The organism is Haladaptatus salinisoli, assembly GCF_020614375.1.
Classification (GTDB): Archaea; Halobacteriota; Halobacteria; order Halobacteriales; family Haladaptataceae; genus Haladaptatus; species Haladaptatus salinisoli.
The window spans coordinates 2,849,544-2,866,551 of sequence record NZ_CP085327.1 but is presented as its reverse complement, the minus strand read 5'-3'; the positions used below and the strand labels follow the sequence as shown (position 1 = coordinate 2,866,551).

General features: G+C 67.1%; 23 protein-coding genes. 16 read left to right on the top strand and 7 right to left on the bottom strand.

Going from position 1 to position 17,008, the window contains the following annotated elements; genetic code table 11:
• Positions 1-25 precede the first annotated feature (25 nt).
• The 3 genes from LIX00_RS25990 to LIX00_RS15725 all read left to right on the top strand — a co-directional run bounded on the left by LIX00_RS25990 (position 26) and on the right by LIX00_RS15725 (position 1,457).
• On the top strand, positions 26-160 hold the full coding sequence (locus LIX00_RS25990) for a DUF7128 family protein (protein WP_255679308.1): 135 nt from the start codon (positions 26-28) through the stop codon (positions 158-160).
• Positions 161-235: 75 nt separating this feature from the next.
• On the top strand, positions 236-382 hold the full coding sequence (locus tag LIX00_RS15730) for a hypothetical protein (RefSeq protein ID WP_227354135.1): 147 nt from the start codon (positions 236-238) through the stop codon (positions 380-382).
• A gap of 160 nt (positions 383-542) precedes the next feature.
• On the top strand, positions 543-1,457 hold the full coding sequence (locus LIX00_RS15725; RefSeq protein WP_227354134.1) for a cation diffusion facilitator family transporter: 915 nt from the start codon (positions 543-545) through the stop codon (positions 1,455-1,457).
• Positions 1,458-1,461: 4 nt separating this feature from the next.
• Here the strand turns inward: LIX00_RS15725 and LIX00_RS15720 are convergent, their stop codons facing one another.
• From LIX00_RS15720 to LIX00_RS15710, 3 genes are all read right to left on the bottom strand, one after another.
• Entirely contained in the window at positions 1,462-1,803 is a 342-nt protein-coding gene (locus LIX00_RS15720) for a DUF8070 family membrane protein (protein WP_227354133.1), read from the bottom strand.
• An 86-nt stretch (positions 1,804-1,889) separates the two neighbouring features.
• Positions 1,890-2,138 carry a DUF7508 domain-containing protein gene (locus tag LIX00_RS15715; RefSeq protein WP_227354132.1) on the bottom strand — a complete coding sequence of 83 codons (249 nt, stop codon included), beginning with the start codon at positions 2,136-2,138 and terminating at the stop codon, positions 1,890-1,892.
• The gene (locus LIX00_RS15710; protein WP_227354131.1) at positions 2,138-2,593 is read right to left on the bottom strand and encodes a DUF5796 family protein; all 456 of its coding nucleotides are present in this window, start codon (positions 2,591-2,593) and stop codon (positions 2,138-2,140) included. The genes LIX00_RS15715 and LIX00_RS15710 overlap by 1 nt, the downstream gene beginning before the upstream one ends.
• A 151-nt stretch (positions 2,594-2,744) precedes the next feature.
• Between LIX00_RS15710 and LIX00_RS15705 the strand changes: the two genes are divergently transcribed.
• The 3 genes from LIX00_RS15705 to LIX00_RS15695 are packed head-to-tail and all read left to right on the top strand — an operon-like array spanning position 2,745 to position 4,981.
• Positions 2,745-3,815, top strand: coding sequence for a hemolysin family protein (locus LIX00_RS15705; protein ID WP_227354130.1), 1,071 nt, complete (start codon positions 2,745-2,747; stop codon positions 3,813-3,815).
• A gap of 57 nt (positions 3,816-3,872) precedes the next feature.
• Positions 3,873-4,718 carry a shikimate kinase gene (locus LIX00_RS15700; protein WP_227354129.1) on the top strand — a complete coding sequence of 282 codons (846 nt, stop codon included), beginning with the start codon at positions 3,873-3,875 and terminating at the stop codon, positions 4,716-4,718.
• Positions 4,715-4,981 (top strand): chorismate mutase, encoded by a 267-nt coding sequence (locus LIX00_RS15695; protein WP_227355712.1) that lies wholly within the window; start codon positions 4,715-4,717, stop codon positions 4,979-4,981. Before LIX00_RS15700 ends, LIX00_RS15695 begins: the two co-directional genes overlap by 4 nt.
• Positions 4,982-5,094: 113 nt before the next feature.
• Here the strand turns inward: LIX00_RS15695 and LIX00_RS15690 are convergent, their stop codons facing one another.
• Positions 5,095-5,922 (bottom strand): class I SAM-dependent methyltransferase, encoded by an 828-nt coding sequence (locus LIX00_RS15690; RefSeq protein ID WP_227354128.1) that lies wholly within the window; start codon positions 5,920-5,922, stop codon positions 5,095-5,097.
• Positions 5,923-6,073: 151 nt separating this feature from the next.
• On the opposite strand from LIX00_RS15690, the gene LIX00_RS25985 reads away from it, so the two are divergent.
• A complete protein-coding gene (locus tag LIX00_RS25985; protein ID WP_255679307.1) occupies positions 6,074-6,199 on the top strand; it encodes a hypothetical protein in 126 nt (41 codons plus the stop codon).
• Between the two features lie 37 nt (positions 6,200-6,236).
• Here the strand turns inward: LIX00_RS25985 and LIX00_RS15685 are convergent, their stop codons facing one another.
• From LIX00_RS15685 to LIX00_RS15675, 3 genes are all read right to left on the bottom strand, one after another.
• Positions 6,237-6,707 (bottom strand): GNAT family N-acetyltransferase, encoded by a 471-nt coding sequence (locus LIX00_RS15685; RefSeq protein ID WP_227354127.1) that lies wholly within the window; start codon positions 6,705-6,707, stop codon positions 6,237-6,239.
• Positions 6,708-6,828: 121 nt separating this feature from the next.
• A complete protein-coding gene (locus LIX00_RS15680) occupies positions 6,829-7,509 on the bottom strand; it encodes a carbonic anhydrase (RefSeq protein ID WP_227354126.1) in 681 nt (226 codons plus the stop codon).
• Between the two features lie 131 nt (positions 7,510-7,640).
• Positions 7,641-8,240 (bottom strand): hypothetical protein, encoded by a 600-nt coding sequence (locus LIX00_RS15675; RefSeq protein WP_227354125.1) that lies wholly within the window; start codon positions 8,238-8,240, stop codon positions 7,641-7,643.
• 165 nt (positions 8,241-8,405) lie between these two features.
• Between LIX00_RS15675 and LIX00_RS15670 the strand changes: the two genes are divergently transcribed.
• The 9 genes from LIX00_RS15670 (at position 8,406) to LIX00_RS15630 (ending at position 17,008) form a co-directional block, all read left to right on the top strand.
• A complete protein-coding gene (locus LIX00_RS15670) occupies positions 8,406-9,497 on the top strand; it encodes an SDR family oxidoreductase (RefSeq protein WP_227354124.1) in 1,092 nt (363 codons plus the stop codon).
• Positions 9,498-9,602: 105 nt separating this feature from the next.
• Positions 9,603-10,871: a cation:proton antiporter gene (locus LIX00_RS15665; RefSeq protein ID WP_227354123.1), complete on the top strand. Its 1,269-nt coding sequence runs from the start codon at positions 9,603-9,605 to the stop codon at positions 10,869-10,871.
• Between the two features lie 81 nt (positions 10,872-10,952).
• Positions 10,953-11,234, top strand: coding sequence for a DUF7553 family protein (locus LIX00_RS15660; protein WP_227354122.1), 282 nt, complete (start codon positions 10,953-10,955; stop codon positions 11,232-11,234).
• 77 nt (positions 11,235-11,311) lie between these two features.
• Positions 11,312-11,593 carry a hypothetical protein gene (locus tag LIX00_RS15655; protein ID WP_227354121.1) on the top strand — a complete coding sequence of 94 codons (282 nt, stop codon included), beginning with the start codon at positions 11,312-11,314 and terminating at the stop codon, positions 11,591-11,593.
• 22 nt (positions 11,594-11,615) lie between these two features.
• Positions 11,616-12,929: an erythromycin esterase family protein gene (locus LIX00_RS15650; RefSeq protein ID WP_227354120.1), complete on the top strand. Its 1,314-nt coding sequence runs from the start codon at positions 11,616-11,618 to the stop codon at positions 12,927-12,929.
• Entirely contained in the window at positions 12,926-13,855 is a 930-nt protein-coding gene (locus LIX00_RS15645; RefSeq protein ID WP_227354119.1) for a glycosyltransferase family 2 protein, read from the top strand. Before LIX00_RS15650 ends, LIX00_RS15645 begins: the two co-directional genes overlap by 4 nt.
• Before the next feature lie 43 nt (positions 13,856-13,898).
• Positions 13,899-15,371 carry a sulfatase gene (locus LIX00_RS15640; protein ID WP_227354118.1) on the top strand — a complete coding sequence of 491 codons (1,473 nt, stop codon included), beginning with the start codon at positions 13,899-13,901 and terminating at the stop codon, positions 15,369-15,371.
• Between the two features lie 3 nt (positions 15,372-15,374).
• Positions 15,375-16,619: a glycosyltransferase family 4 protein gene (locus tag LIX00_RS15635; protein WP_227354117.1), complete on the top strand. Its 1,245-nt coding sequence runs from the start codon at positions 15,375-15,377 to the stop codon at positions 16,617-16,619.
• 146 nt (positions 16,620-16,765) lie between these two features.
• A complete protein-coding gene (locus LIX00_RS15630) occupies positions 16,766-17,008 on the top strand; it encodes a hypothetical protein (RefSeq protein ID WP_227354116.1) in 243 nt (80 codons plus the stop codon).

Below are 17,008 nucleotides of genomic sequence, written 5' to 3'. Positions count from 1 at the left end.
GTCCGATGCGGGCCACGTCTCAATTATGGTGGCACGAACAGAGCGCGATGACATGACTTGGTATCAGTGCGAACGGTGCGGGCTGATGTTCGACGACCAAGGCGACGCGAAACGACACGAGGAGAACTGTGACGCGGAAGACCCCTCCTACATCCAGTGACCGGCGATTCCTCGAATCGTCGGACATGACCTATGCAAGCACAGCGTTGAAACGAACGGCCGCCGTCCAGTCGGTATGGGATATCGCACGACAATCGGCTGGTCGCTTTTCACGTCCGGCGTCGTCACGCTGTTGTTGAACTGGCTCCCCTACCCGTCGATTTACTGGGGCATCGGACTGCTCGTGGTCGGTCTGCTGGTGATGTCGCGGCGAATCCTGTAGTCCCGCTCGTCCTCGGTTCGGACCGCCCGACGACGGTCGAACTCGAACCGCCGCCGGACTCGCCGCGCTACTCTTCGAGCGGTTTAGAGCGACCCCAAACCGGTCGTTCGTTCCATCTAATGAGCATATTTTTAACCGGGCTCGCTGCACGGAAGAACGAATGGACGACCACCGCACCGCGTTCCTCAAAGCGTCGTGGGTCAACGTCGTCACGAACGTCCTCAAAATCGCGGTGGAGGGCGGCCTCGGACTCGCCTTCGGAAGCCTCGCGCTCGTCGCCGACGCCGCCCACTCGGTCGCCGACCTGCTCGCCAGCGCGGTGGTGCTGGTCTGGGGTCGCCTCTCGTTCGAGGGGCCGGACGCCGACCACCCGCACGGCCACGACCGATTCGAACCCCTGACGGCGCTGTTCGTCGGCGGAACGCTCGTCCTGCTCGGACTGAAACTGCTCTTCGACGCGTGGCGGGCGATCCGGTCCGCGCCCGAATCACACTACAGCGTCTTCCTCGCGGTCGGTCTCGGGTTCGCCTTCGTCGACCGCCTCTTCTGTTACTGGTACACGAAGCGCGTCAACCGCGTCGTCGAGTCACCCGGCCTCAGTGCCCTCGTCGCCGACAGCAAGAACGACCTCTACACCACGGCGGCGGCCGTCGTCGGCGTGGCGGGGATGGCCGCCGGAACCCCCGTCCTCGACCCGCTCGCCGGCGCGCTGGTCAGCCTGCTCGTCATCCGCCAGGGCGTCGAAGTCTCGCGCGAGAACGTCGATTACCTCGTCGACACCGCCGCGCCGGAGCGCGTCCGCGAGGAGATACGAGACGAGATACTCGCGCACGACGACGTTCACGGCGTCCACGATTTCACCGCCTACCACGCGGGAACGGTGCTGGAAGTCGAGTTCCACGCCGAGGTCGACGCGGAGCACAGTTTCGTCGAAGCCCACGACATCGAGACGGAGCTCCGGAACGCGCTCGTCTCGCGCGAGGACGTCGGGGACGTTCACGTCCACCTCGACCCCGCGGGACTGGGCGAGTGGAAAGACGCCGACGAAGACCGACCGTCGCCGACCGGGAACTGAGTCGTCAGAGGAGCGTCGCGATGGCGGCGATTCCGAAGACCGCGAGTCCGACTCCGTAGAAGACCGACGCCCCACCGGCGTGGTCGCGGTCGCGGGCGGCGAACACGTCGTTCGACCCCGCCGAGGCGAGCGCGGTCGCCGCCCCCTCGGCGTCACCGCCGAGCGTCGGGGTCGGGTTGTCCCCCGCGACCGCCGCGCGACCGAACAGGAGCAGTCCGGTCCCGACGGCGCCCAAGAGCGCGTACCCGCGGACGGACGGCGGGAGGACGTACGCGACCGCCACGGTGCCGCCGCCGAACAGGATCGTGTACAGTCCGCCGTACCGAGCGAGGAACTCCCAATCCATACTCGCCCTGCGACCACCCGCGGTAAATGTTTTCTCCCCGATCGAACGTAACGATAGGCGGTTCGACCGGCAGAACGAACCGACGCTCAGTCTAACCCGGCGCGTTCGCGGTGTTCGCGCGCCAACTCCTCCGCCCGCTCGCGCGACTGACAGGCTTCCCAGCGCACCTGCTCCGCGTCGCCGTAGGCCAGCGCGGTCTTCAGTTCGTCGCGCAGGACGCCGGAGTCGACCGCCAGCACCTCGCCGTCTGAGCCGAGTTCGTACAGCCCCCAGCGCTCCGGCGCGCGCCCGACCGTCCCCCTGTCGAGCGACCGCCAGCGTTTCGAGAGGGGCATCAGTCGTCCGCGTCGCTTTCGTCGTTCTCGTCCTCGTTCACGAACTCGAATGAGCGCTCGCCCAGTTCGTCCTCCTCGAAGACGAACACCCGGCCGCGGGCGATTTCGGGGTCGGCGTCCACCTCGACGGCGTACCCCTCGGAGCGCACCGTCACGCCGGGGAACAGTTCCTCTTCCTCGCCGGGTTCGACGATGATCCGCCCGACGCCGCTCGATTCGAGGATTTCGTCGTGCGTCTTGCGGTCGTTGACGTACGTCATCACGCCCTCCGTCTCGGTCGGGTCGGTGACGAGCACCTGCACGAGCTTTCCGGGTCGGGTTCGGAGGGTGTCCTGCACCTTCTTCGGAATCCCGTTGTAGAAGACTTCTCTCCCGTCGGTGTACTCGACGACGATGCCGTCCTCGGTGAGTTCGACGCCGAGCGTGTCCGGAGAGACGTCGTTGCGAACGCTCATGTCGAACGCTTGGCCGGGAGGCGGGAAAAAGACCGCGCTCCCGGGGAGCGGTTCCGAATCGGTCGAACGTCGGCTTACTCGGCCCGAAATCTCGGCATGTTTCGATATGCGGGCAAAGAACTTACACTTCCGACACCGGTAGACGAGGTCGATGGAACCCCCGGTAGTCGCGGGTCGGCTCGTCGCGGGACTCCTGTTGATACTGGCGAACGGCTACTTCGTCGCCATCGAGTTCGCCCTCACCCGGGTTCGTCAGTATCCGGAGTCGGAGTTCGACGCGCCCGGCCTGCGGCGGGCGTGGGAGATGACCGACGACCTCGAAATCTACCTCACGAGCTGTCAGGTCGGAATCACCGCCTCCAGCATCGCGGTCGGTATCGTCGCTGAACCGGCGCTGGCGGCCATCTTCGAGCCGGTTTTCGCGAACACCGGGCTCGCCTCCGTCGGAGCGGGGGCGCTCTTGGGCTTTCTCATCATCAACCTCCTCCACCTGACGCACGGCGAACAGACGCCGACGTACCTCGGCGTCGAACGCACGAAGTTCGTCTGCCGGTACGGGGCGACGCCGCTGTACTGGTTCCACCGGGCCATCGCCCCGATAATCACGCTCGGCGACGGGGTGGCGAAGTGGACGCTACGACTGTTCGGCGTCGAAATCACCGGCGCGTGGAAGGACGCCGAAACCGACGCCATCGAGTCCCGCGCCGACCTGCGGAACGAATTGGGCTCGGTTCTCGAACGAGGAGACCTCCCCGAGGAACGATACGAAGAGGTGATGAACGCGCTGCGAATCGGGGTTTCCCCGATTCGAGACGTCATGGTTCCGCGCAAGGAAATCGAGACCGTTTCGACGGAGGACGCGCTCGACGAGAATCTGGAGCGCGTGCGAAATAACCCCCACACCCGCTTTCCGCTCGTCGGGGAGTCGTTGGCCGATTACCGGGGCAACGTGTACATGCCCGCGCTGTACCGCGAACACGACGCGCTCGAATCGGGGGAGACGACGCTCGAAGAGGTCGCCCACCCCCCGACGACCATCGCCGCGAACACCACCATCAGCGACGCGCTCGACCTGTTGCAGGCCGAAAATCAAGAACTCGCGTTGGTGATGGAGGACGGCGAGGTCGTCGGCCTCGTCACCGCGACGGACGCCCTCGAGGAGGTCATCGGCGACCTCCGCGACCCGACCGACGAGCGCGCGGAGTCTACCGCAGGGACCTGACGGGCACGAACTGCCACCACCGCCATCCTGAAGGCGGCCCCCTGCGAACGCGAGGGCATGCACGGACGCGCGAGCGCCCCCGCCGCCGGGACGGTGCTCAACGCACTCGCCACGGGCACCGGGTCGGCGTTCGCCATCGACGCCGCCACCACCGCCGACGTGGAACTCGACGACTCAGGCGAGGTTCGCGGCGAGGTCGCGGGCGCCCCGGAAGCCGACACGCGACTCGTGGAGCGATGCGTCGAACTCGTCCTCGAGACGCGGGGCGCGGACTACGGCGCGACGGTTCGCACCGAGAGCGACGTGCCGATGGCCTCCGGTCTGAAGAGTTCGAGCGCCGCCGCGAACGCCACGGTGGTGGCGACCCTCGCCGCGCTCGGCGTCGAGATGCCCCGAGAGGACGCCTGCCGCCTCGGCGTGCGGGCGGCCCGCGACGCGGGCGTCACGGTTACCGGGGCCTTCGACGACGCCAGCGCGAGCATGCTCGGGGGCGTGACCGTCACCGACAACGAGCGCGACGAACTGCTCGCCCGCGAGGAGGTCGAGTGGGACGTGCTGGTCTGGACGCCGCCTGAGCGAGCCTTCTCGGCGGACGCCGACGTCTCGCGCTGCCGCCGGGTCGCGCCGATGGCCGACCTCGTCGCCGACCTCGCCCTCGCCGGGGAGTACGGGCGGGCGATGACCGTCAACGGGTTCGCGTTCTGCGGAGCGCTCGGATACCCGACCGACCCCCTGCTCGACGCCCTGCCGGACGTTCGGGGCGTGTCGCTCTCGGGAACCGGCCCGAGTTTCGTCGCGGTCGGCGGACGGGAGGTTTTAGAGGCCGTGCGAGAGAGGTGGGAGACACGGGAGGGCACGACGTGGCTAACAACGACGCAGACAGACGGAACCCGAACGATATGACGCTCGCGGAGCTCCGCGAAGAGATAGAGTCCATCGACCGCGAGATAGTGGAACTCATCGCCCGCCGAACCTACGTCGCCGAGACGGTGGCGGAGGTGAAGGCGGCCGAGGACATCCCGACGACCGACGAGTCGCAGGAACAGCGCGTGATGGACAGGGCGGGGAAGAACGCGGAACAGTTCGACGTGGACTCGAATCTGGTGAAAGCCATCTTCCGGTTGTTGATAGAGTTGAACAAGGTGGAGCAAAGGAACCAGAGATAGCGTTAAACGGGCGTCGTAGCGAATGTACCGCTTGATTAGCGATTGATACTGGTTTGGGATGTTGTTTAGTCAATTCGTCGTCAGAAGGGTGGTAGAAAACGTTACAGTTCGAGTTACCGCTGTGCAGTTAGAAGATGCGATTCCATCGGGAAGACGATTCCTTCGTCGTCGATGTAATCCTCCAGCGCGTTTCTTACTTCTTCGATGAGGGCTTCTCGGACATCTGGTTCGATGTTTCCGAGTGGTTCCGATAGCGGTGAGCTAGCAGCCTCTCGGCGAACAAACTCCTCAACCGAGGGATAGCGCATCGAGCCGATCTCGATGGTGCGTAGCGATTCGCTGAATCCGGCGTCTCGCACGAGGGTACCAAGGTCTTCCCCAGTCCACTCGGGAAACGGCGAGCGCATCATCGTCTCGGCGTCGTCACCGACATGGCGCTCCAGGGCCTCGGCGAGTTCGACGTATCCGGAATTGTACTCGAGCGGACGCCAGACGCTCGCCGCGACACGCCCGCCCGGGCCCAACACGCGACGCATCTCTCGAAACGCAGCTGAGGGATCTGTGACGAACTGGAGCGCCTGTTGACACAGGACGACGTCGAACGCGCCATCGGAAAACGGGAGGTCGGTTACGTCTCCGCGCCGCCATTCTATCTCCAGTTGGCTCTTCGCAGCGGCCGTCTCAGCGACTTCCAACATCTTCTCGTTAATGTCCAGACCCACCACGGTTCCCACGCCGCCCGGTCGGTCGGTAATACGCCGTGCCACAATACCGGTGCCGCAACCCACATCCAGAACTCGGTCATCTCTCTCGAAATCGGTCGCGTCTATAAGGCGTTCGGCCCACGGCGCGAACATGGGAGGGACGAGATACCGCTCGTAGGCTTCGGGGGCGCTCTGTTCTAGTTGCCATCCTGCCGGTTCGCGTTCTCGTTCAGCCATGCTGAGACCACACGTCGAGTACGCCGAGGACTGGTATGAAGGTGCCTAGCACGGAGACGCTGATTTCGCGGATTCGAGACAGTAGATAAACCGTTTCGACGGGAGATACGGTGAATTTCACCCATCTGGAGGTGGAGCAGCGAGAAAGCCGGTGAAAACCGTCGTAGCTCGAAACGATACCGCGCCGACCGAATCGAACGTCTCCTCGATGGTCGACTGGACGCGAGCGGAGGCCGACCTCCGCGGTGCGAGCTACTGGTTTCGAGTCCGACACTAAGGGCACCCGGGAGGTTCGCGAACACCGCCCGAACCGCCTATCGAAACCGCTTTTCCATCACGATTTCGTCGTAGCTGCGATTCTCCAGCGGGTACTCGCCCGTCTTCTCGTACCCGCGACGCCGATACAGTTCGGGAAGGTACGGGTGGTCTTCGGGCGTCGTGAGCCAGACGGCCGCGTAGCCGCAGTCCCGGACCGCTTCCTCCGCGCGGTCCAGCAGCCGACCGCCGACTCCCTCCCCTTTCCGCTCTTCGCGAACGCCGAGACGGCTGAGTTTTACGCGGTTCGAGTCGCCCGCTTCGAGCCGAACGCCGCCGACGACTTCACCCTCGGTTTCGGCGACGTAAACGCGGCACTCTCGAACCCACTCCGCGACGTCGCGGCCCGTTACGGTCCCCGCCGAGGCGGGAAAACCGAGTCGGCGGTTCTCCCGATACGCGCTTCGGTACGCCCGCGCGAGTTCTTCGGCGTCGGCGACTACGGCCCGTCGTATTCGCGGTTCGGTCATCCGATTCGTACCGCGAGAGGAGCGCACAACTGAGTTTCCATGTCCGGTTCCGTTCCCGTCTCGCACCCTCCGAGCGGAACCGAAACGGCGTCCGCCGACCGTGCGAGTCGCGGAAGGCGTCTCAGTACTCCCAGAGCCGCTCGATGCGCGATTCGATCTCCGGGTACTCGTCCCGGAGCGCCTCGACGTCCGTCTCGCCGTCGACGTTGATGACGTGGACCTCGCCGCGACGCGCGGAGTAAACGTCCTGAAAGTCGTACACGACGCCGACGACGTCGACTTCGCTGGGAATATCGTCGCTCTTCAGGAGGAATTCGACCTGTCTATCGACGTTGTACTCCACGAGTCGATTCACGGCCTCGGTCCGGTCCGAATCCGAGGGAAGCGCGTCGACGCCCGCTTCGAGGTGCGGCTTCAACAGTTCGAGACAGTGGGCGATACCCGCCGGCTCGGAGCGTCCGTCCGTCAACTCGTCGTACGTCGCCGTGACGGCTCCGCACCCCGTGTGTCCGACGACGACGACGGTCTCGGTTCCCGTGTGCTCGACCGGATAGAGGACGTCTCCGGAGACCACGTCCCCGGAGTCGGTTCGCTGAATCACGCGATTTCCGATGTTGCCGCACGTGAATATTCGTCCGGGTCGGTCGTTCCCCCAGACGTGGTCTTGGAGGACGCGGGAGTCCGAGCAGCAGACGGTGACCGCGTCCGGCCGTTGGGCGTCCTGTACCTCGTCGAATTCGGACTGAAACTCGCTCACGTGTTCCGAATTGTTCCGTAACATCTCGACGAACGTCCGGTGCATGGTCGTGTAGAAACGCTCCGTCGGAAATACTCCTCGGATTTTCCTCGGGCGGGGTGATTCGCCCGCGGCTTCCGGCCGACGTCGACTCCGCCGGGGCGGTGCGCGAAGGGCGGGTGGCGAAGGCCCGTCGGTCACTCCCCGACCGTGACCGTGAAGCCCCGCGTGAACTCCCGCCACGTCCCCCGCTCTTCGAACGCCGAAACGCCCGACCTCGGAAGGAACGAGTCCTCGAAGCGATACTCCCCCGCCGGAAGGCGGCCCTCGGTTTCTGCCTCCGCGCCGAACCGGGCGGCGTTCGTCGCCTCCGCTATCTCCCGCTCCGGATACTGCAGCACCGAGTACTCGGTTCGGACGCGCTCGCCCGCGTCGAGCGACCGCCATCGCAGCACGTCGGGACGAACGAGGCGGACGAGATTCGTCCGCCAGCACCCGTCGACAGGACGGTCGGGGACGATTCGTTCGTCGGTTCCGAAGACGTGCGTTCGTAGCGCCCGCCCGCGCGGAAGGAGGACGAGCGAACCGTCGCCTTCGCTCCAGATGCCGGAAAACGGGTGAATCGGACCGAACCCGACGGTCCGCTCGGTCGTGGACCGGTTCTCGAACGCCACGCGAATCCGCGCGGGGGCGTCGGGCGAAAATCCGCGACGCTTCTCCACCCGAAGCCGGAACGGCGTACCCGTCGGTTGCGGGTCTCCGCCGACGTCCACGCTCGGGTACCGTCCGTACGCCACAGCGACTCGTACGCGCCGGTGACGATAAACGCACTCGACGCCGACGAGAGGAGGATTCGGGACGCGGTTCGCGGAACGCCTACGTTCGTCCTCGACGGATAGCCGTCGCCGTTAAGGACATCGTGACCGTTTCACCGTACCCCGGCACGGGGTCGGAGGAACACCATGAGCTTGGACGAAGACCGCGGTCACGACGAATTCGCGCACCGAAACCGAGGACAGCGGGCCACGAACGGGAAGCTGAAAAACGTGGAGGACCAGGTGATAGTCATCACCGGGGCGTCGTCCGGCATCGGTCTGACGACCGCGCGGATGGCCGCGGAGCGCGGAGCGCGACTGGTTCTCGCCGCGCGAAGCGAGGACGCCTTGCGGGAGTTGACCGAGGAGATTACGGAAAACGGCGGCGAAGCGGTGTACGTCGTCGCCGACGTTAGCGACCGAGACGACGTCCGCGAAATCGCCCGAGCGGCGGAGGAGACGTACGGCGGATTCGACACGTGGGTCAACGTCGCGGGGGCGTTCATCTACGGCAGACTGGAGGACACCCCCGTCGAGGACATGCGCAAGCAGTTCGAAACCAACGTCTGGGGGCTGTTGTACGGTTCGCTCGAAGCCGCCGACCGCCTGAAGGAGCGCGGCGGCGCGATAATCAACATCGGCAGCGTCGCGTCGGACAGAGCGATACCGCTCCAGGGAAGCTACTCGGCCTCCAAGCACGCCGTCAAGGGATTCACCGACGCCCTTCGCATGGAACTGGAGGAAGAGGGCGCGCCGGTGTCCGTGACGCTCGTCAAACCGAGCGCCATCGACACGCCGTACCCGCACCACGCGAAGAACTACATGGACGAGGACGCGACGCTTCCGCCGCCCATCTACGCGCCGGAGACGGTGGCGCGATCGATTCTGCACGCCGCTGAGAACCCGAAACGCGACGTCTACGTCGGATTCGGCGGCAAGAGTATGTCGATGCTCGGCTACTACGCGTCGAGTCTCATGGACACCATCATGGAGAAGGCGTTCTTCCCGCTGCAACGGAAGGACGAGCCGTCTCCCCCCCGCGAGCGGAATAATCTCGACGAACCGACGGGCCGCCTCGAGGAACGGGGCGACTACGAGGGGCACGTCGCCGAGACGAGCCTCTACACCCGGGCGTCGCTGCGTCGAAAAGTCGGCGCGGCCGTCGCCGGCGTGGGTCTCGTCGTCGCGCTGCTGTACGCGCGCTACAGGGCGACGCGCGGCGACGAGGAGAGCGCGTAACGTCCCCGTCTCGCGTTACGGCGGTCCGCAAACTGAACGGAGTGGTGTCCCGAACCCGCGCCGACCGCCAAACGGATTTTCACCGTCGATGCCAAAAAACGGCGTATGGTCGAAGCCTACGTCGTCGCGCTGACGGCTCTCGGCGCCGTGATTCTCGCCGCCACCGTTCTGCCGGAACTGCTCGGCGAACACGCCGTTTCCGTGCCCGTGGCGTACCTCGGTATCGGTGCGGTCGCGTTCGGGCTCCCGGTCGGGCTTCCGACCCCCGACCCGGTAGCGCACAGCGACCTCACGGAGCGGTTGGCGGAGTTCGTGGTCATCGTCTCGCTGATGAGCGCGGGGCTGAAGATAGACAGACCGTTCTCGATAACGACGTGGACGTCGACGTGGCGACTGCTCGCGGTGACGATGCCCCTGACCATCGCCGGTGCCGCGATGACCGGCTGGTGGGCGCTCGGGCTGGCTCCCGCCGGGGCGGTACTGCTGGGCGCCGTCATCGCGCCGACCGACCCCGTTCTCGCCTCGGACGTGCAGGTCGGGCCGCCCGGCGAAGGCGAGCGGGTGACGCCCGAGGAGTCCGGCGGGCGGGAGCACGAGTACGAGGTTCGCTTCACGCTGACGTCGGAGGCCGGCCTCAACGACGGCCTCGCCTTTCCCTTCACGAACGCCGCCATCGCCATCGCCGCCGCCGGGCTCGCGCCCGCGGCGTGGGTAGGCGATTGGCTGCTCGTCGACGTGCTCTACAAGATCGCGGTCGGCACCGTCGCGGGCCTGGTGCTCGGCTGGCTGCTGGCGAAACTCCTGTTTCGATTCTCGCCGTCGACGAGAATCGCCAGCACGGTCGAAGGGACGGAGGCGCTGGCCGGGACGCTCCTCGTCTACGGGGCGACCGAACTGGTTCACGGCTACGGCTTCATCGCCGTCTTCGTCGCCGCGCTGGCGATTCGACACTACGAGCGAACCGACGAGTACAATCTGGCGCTCCACGACTTCGCCGAGGTGGTCGAACGCATGACGATGGCCGCGTTGCTGGCGCTGTTCGGGGGGGCCATCGCCACCGGCCTGCTCGACCACCTCACGTTGCCGGCCGTCGCGGTCGGCCTCGGATTCATCTTCGTCCTGCGACCGCTCGCCGGGATGGTCGGTCTCGCCGGTTCGGCGATCAGCATGAGCGAGCGGGCGGTCATCTCCTTCTTCGGCATCCGCGGCGTCGGCTCGTTCTACTACCTCGCGCACGCGCTCAACGTGATTTCGCTCGCCCGGTCGCGGCTCCTGTGGGCGCTCGTCGGCTTCATCGTTCTCGTCTCCGTCGTCGTCCACGGGACGACCGCGTTCCCCGCGATGCGGGCGCTCGACCGCCGGGGCGAGGCCTGACCGGGCGAGGTCCGAGAACCGTCGGGGAAAACCGCGACGGGGGCCACCATTCCTAACTCGATCGTCGGCGAAGCTGACGGTATGTCCCACCTCGAACGCGCCCGCGAGGAGATACGGCGAGCCACCGACCGCGCCGACGGCGAAGTGCAAGAGCAACTGTACTCCGTGGACGAGGGTCTCGGCGAACTGACCGACGGCGACAAAACCGGGAGCGGCGAACCGGAGGACGAGGCGGACCGTTTCAACGAACTGGAGGAGAAACTGCGGGGGTTGATGGACGAATCGGAGGGGGAGTTGGAGGAGTCGCTACGGAACGCGCGGGACGAGTTGGACGCGTACCGGCGGGACGAGGACATGGCGTGAGTCTCCGACGACGGACGTTCCGCAGGCCACTACCCCTAAGTAACTCACTCCCGATTTTCACCAGTTGGGGAAACACGATGTCCGAAACCGAGAGCAAACAGACGACGGACCACGACGAGATTCGGAACTGGGTCGAAGAGAACGGCGGCAAGCCGGCGAAGGTCGAGGGCACCGGCGACGGCGGCGGACTGCTCCGCATCGAGTTCCCCGACGCGGGGGACGACGAGTCGCTGGAGGAGATATCGTGGGACGAGTTCTTCGAGACGTTCGAGGAGAACGACCTCGCGCTCGTCTATCAGGAGGAGACGGAGGGCGGCGGCGAGAGTCGGTTCTCCAAGCTGGTGTCCCGCGAGGACTGACGGCAGAACGACCGTTGTAACCATGGCTTTCAACGAACCGCCGAGTACCGAAGGAATCGACGCCGCGGCGCGGGTCGTCCGCGAGCGAGCGCAACCCTTGGCCGACGAGTCGGCGCTCGACTCGCTCGTCGATTCCGTCCGCGACTCGCGCTGCGTCATGTTCGGCGAGGCGACCCACGGAACGAGCGAGTTCTACCGCCTGCGGGCGAAGCTCACCGCCCGATTGCTCCGCGAGGAGGACTTCTCGTTCGTGGTCGTCGAAGGCGACTGGACGGACTGCTACGACGTGAATCGGTACGTGAAGGGCGAATCGGACGCGGACAACGCCCGCGACGTGCTGAGCGAGTTCGACCGCTGGCCGACGTGGATGTGGGCGAACTGGGAGGTCGTGGAGTTCGCGGAGTGGCTCCGGGACCACAACCGGGACAGCGAGGAGAAAGCCGGATTCTACGGACTCGACGTGTACAGCCTGTTCGAGTCGATGGCGGCCGTGGTCGACTACCTGGAGGACGTCGACCCCGAGGCGGTCGAGCGCGCCAAAGACGCCTACAAGTGCTTCGAGCCGTACGGCGAGGACGCGCGGGAGTACGGTCGCTCGACCCGCCTCGTCCCCGACGACTGCGAGGACGAGGTGATCGAGATTCTCTCGGAACTCCGCAACCGGCGACCCGAGCGCGACGCCGAGGACGGCGAGGAGCACTTCAGCGCGGAGCAGAACGCGCTCGTGGCGGCCAACGCCGAACAGTACTACCGGACGATGGTGCAGAGCAGCGCGGACTCGTGGAACGTCCGCGACCGCCACATGGCCGAGACGCTCGACCGACTGCTCGACCACCACGGCCCGGACGCCAAGGCCATCGTCTGGGCGCACAACACCCACGTCGGCGACGCCCGGGCGACCACGATGGCCGACCGCGGCCGACTGAACATCGGCCAACTCGCCAGGGAGCGGTACGGCGCGGACGACGTCTCGCTGGTCGGGTTCGGCACGCACCGCGGCGAGGTCATCGCCGGAAAGCGGTGGGGCGCGCCGATGCAACGGATGTCGGTGCCCGCCGGGCAGGCGGGGAGCTACGAGGATATCTTCCACCGCGCCGGGGGCGACGACAAACTCCTCCTCCTCCCGGAGGACGGCGGCGAACTCGCGGAGCGACGGGGTCACCGCGCCGTCGGCGTCGTCTACGACCCGGCGCACGAATCGGGGAACTACGTGCCGACGGCGCTGTCGGAGCGCTACGACGCGTTCGTCCACGTCGAGGAGACGGAGGCGCTCCACCCGCTCCACATCGAGCCGGGGGAAGTCGAGGAGCCCGAAACGTTCCCGTGGGGGATATGACGACCGGCGACGGGGAGTCGTCCGGCGAGGAGCCGACCGTGAGCGTCGTCCTCCCCACCTACAACCGGGGCGACGTCGTCGGGGACGCCATCGAGAGCGTGCTCGACCAGTCGTACCGGAACCTCGAACTGCTGGTCGTGGACGGCGGCTCGACCGACGAGACGCCCGCCGTCGTCGAATCCGTCACCGACCCGCGACTGCGCTACCTCCGGGGGGACGAACCGGAGGGCGTGAGCGCCGCCCGGAACGTCGGCGTCCGCGCCGCGGAGGGTGAGTTGGTCGCGTTCGTCGACTCCGACGACAGGTGGCGGCGCGGGAAGCTTCGAAAGCAGGTGGACGCGCTCCGGGCGGAACCGAACTGCGGCGTCGTCTACTGCGGCATGGAGAAGTCCCACGGGGAACCGATGACGAGGGACGGACGGAGCGGCGACGTTCTGGAGGCGCTGCGCCGTCTCTCGATACCGACGTACACCTCGCTCCTGTTGGTGGCGCGGGAGGCGCTGAACCGCTGCGGGGGGTTCGACGAGCGACTCCCCTGCTTCGAGGACTGGGAACTCTGTTTACGGCTCGCGCGCCGTCACGCATTCGCGTACGTGGACGAACCGCTGGTGGTGAAAGGCGACGGCGGCGGTGGCGTCTCGGCCGACCCGGAGAACGTCGCCGCGGCGTACCGGCGAATCCGGCGCGAGTACGACCTCCCCGCCGAGACGCGGGCGCAGTTCCTCGCCGACGCCGGAACGACGTACTGCGAGGACGGCAGACTGCGTGAGGGCCGACCGTACCTCCGGCGGTCGCTCGAACTGGATTTCAGACCGAACGCGGCGGCCGCGCTGGCGTTCTCGCTCCCCGGGTCGCCCGCGCTGTTCGACGCCCTGATGGAGCGCCTGTACGCGGTCGAACGCGCCGCCGGGCGGCTTCGGGGGTGACGCCGCCACTACAATTACGGCGGAAGTAGTAGTGGATCCTCACATGGGGCAGCGGAAGCCGAACGTGTTGCTCGTCGTCGTCGACGCTTGCCGGGCGGACTACGTCGCCCCGTACGCCGACGACGCGAGGACGCCCGAAATCGAGTCGTTCGCCGAGGAAGCGACTACGTTCACCAGGGCCGTCAGCGCCGCGCCGTGGACGCTCCCGAGCGTCACGAGCATCCTGACCGGGAAGTACCCGCACGAACACGGTGCCACGTCGCGGGGGTTCCGGATGCGGGACGGGCGGACGATAACCGACGACCTGTCCGACGCGGGCTACCGCTGTTTCCACGTTTCGCCGAAGACGTGGATCGGCGATTGGCTCCCGCAGGGTCGAGGGTTCGACGCCGTGCGGGAGTTCACGGGGCCGCGACACCGGTTCTTCGAGAGCGGGGCCGACGTTCGCCGACTCTCGAAGGGCGTCGCTCGGGGGGTGGGGTGGTACACCACGGTCGCCCGGCGAGCGCTCCGCACGGCGACCCCCCTGCGAAGCCTCGGCAACGCGGCGGCCTTCCAGTTCGCCGAGGCGACCGGCGACGCGTGGCTGGACGACGTGCGGGCCAGCGAACGCGCGGCCCGACTCGTGGACGAGGAGTTGGCGAACGACGACGAACCGTTTTTCGGATACGTCCACCTGATGGACCCGCACCTCCCGTTCTACGTCCCGGACGAGTTCCGAACCGCCGACGTTCGTCCGCCGGGGTGCGAGACCCTCTCGGACGAGCGCGAGTACGTGCGGGCGCTCATGGACGATATCTGGGCGCTGCGACTGGGCGAACGCCGGTTGTCGAGCGCCGAGAAGCGGTACCTCCGCACGAGATACGAGGACGAGGTGGCGTACGCGGACGCGGTCGTCGGGCGCATCGTAGACGCCCTCGAAGCGCGCGGCAAAGCGGAGGACACGATGGTCGTGCTCACCGCCGACCACGGGGAACACCTCGGGGAGCGCGCCGACGGACGGACGCTCGTCGACCACCAGACCTCGGTGCGCCTGCCCCTGCTCAGGGTTCCGCTGCTGGTTCGCTACCCCGACGAGTTCGACGCGGGTGAGCGGGACGACCTCGTCCAGACGACCCACGTCGCGGAGACGGTGCGCGCGCTCGCCGGCCCGGACTACGACCCGCGCAGGTCGCTGCTCGACGCCGACCGCGACGAACGAAGGGAGACGGCGCTCGCGGAGTACGCGGGCGTCGTCGCCTCCCATCCGCCGGACGACGTTCGGGACGAGCGACTGACGATGCGCCGAACCAGCGCCGTCGCGGGCGAGTGGAAACTGGACAGGATCGGCGACCGGTGGCGCGCCGCCGAGGTCGACTGGGACGCGAACGAAGCGCGCGAAATCGACCCGGAGGATATGCCCGAAGGCGTGCGAGAGACGCTTCGCGCGGCGCACCCCTCGGACGGGGCGGCCTCGGGGTCGCGGTCGGTGCCCGACGACGTGGAGCGGAACCTCCGACAGTTGGGCTACATGTGACCGATGCACGTCTGTCTCCTCTCCGACGGCTACCCGCCGTGGGAGCGCGGCGGCGCGCAGAAAATCGCCGCGCAACTCGCGCGAGGGTACGCCGAGCGCGGGCACCGAGTTTCGGTCATCACCACGGTCGATGCGCCCTCCGACGTCGGTCGAACCGTCCTCGACGGGGTCGAAGCGTATCGGATCTACTCGCCTCGGTGGCCGACGCTGCTGCCGTACCTCAGCGTCTTCAACCCGTTCGTCGCGCCGGAGTGCGGGCGGTTGCTCGACCTGCTCGACCCCGACGTCGTTCACGCGCAGAACGTCCACCGCCTCTCGAACCGGAGCCTGCGACTGGCCGCGGAGCGGGGAATTCCGGTCGTGAAGACGTACCACGACGCCGGAACCGTCTCCTACGGCGAACTCACGCACTTCGTCGAGCGACATCCGACGGAGGGAAAGCGACGGATTCCGGCCGACCGGTATCGGGTGAATCCGTGGCGACAGTTCCGGGAGCAGGGGGCGCGCTACTTCCCGCTCAGGAACCGACTGAACCGGCGGCACCTCGGCCGCGACGTTTCGGTCGGCGTCGCCGTGAGCGACGAACTCCGGCGGGCGCTCGAAGCGAACGGCGTCCCCTGCCGCGAGACGATTCACAACGGCGTCGACGCGTCCGAGTTCGCAGCGGACGGGGCGGCGTTCCGCCGGAAGCACGACCTCGACGGAACGCGGTTCGTCCTGTTCGGGGGCCGAACCGGTTACAACAAGGGCGGCCGCCACCTCGCTCGCGCGTTCCGGCGGGTCGCCGACGCCGTCGACGCGCCCGTCCGACTCGTCGTGACCGGCGACCGCGACTACGTCCCCGAGATGCGCGACGCGAGCGGCGGGCGCGGCGACGAAATCGTCGCGACCGGGTGGCTCCCGCGCTCGGAACTGCGCGCGGCGCTCTCGGCGGCGACCGTCGTCGCCACCCCGTCGGTGTTCCTCGACCCGTTTCCGACGACCAACCTCGAAGCGTTCGCGGCCGGAACGCCGGTCGTGACGACGTGGTTCGGCGGGGCGAAGGAGCTCGTGAGCCACGGCGAGGACGGGTTCGTCGTCAACCCCCGCGACGTGGAGGCGCTCTCGGCGGCGCTCCGCCGCTTCCTCGCGAGTCCGGAGCGCGCGTCGGCGTACGGCGCGGCGGGTCGTCGGAAGGTCGAGCGCGAGTTCACCGTCGAGGGAACGGTGGACGACTACCTCGGCGTGCTCCGGCGCGCGACCGAGTGACGAAAATCGGCGGATCCGCCCGTCGTCCCGCGATAGTCCGCCCGCCTCGGCCAGCGAGTTTATTGAATTTCGTGGCGTAGCAGAACTGCCTACGATTAATCAGGGCGTTCCGTCGACGGAGTAAAATACCGTCAGATGGGGGAACAATGAACCAGAACCAGAACGACGTTATCAGTTGGTTGCACGCTGTCGCGGGACGTTCGGCGGGCAACTGGACGGATAGTCGAACGACCGGACGCGAACTCTTCTCGGCGTCCGGCGAAAAGGCGAGCCCGGGGGGCGAACCGAGCGGCGAACTCCGTCGCGCGACGAACGGCGGCGGTGGTTCCATGAGCGGCGTCGGCGTCTGGCTCGTCGGCGCTCGCGGTATCATCGCCACGACGGACTGA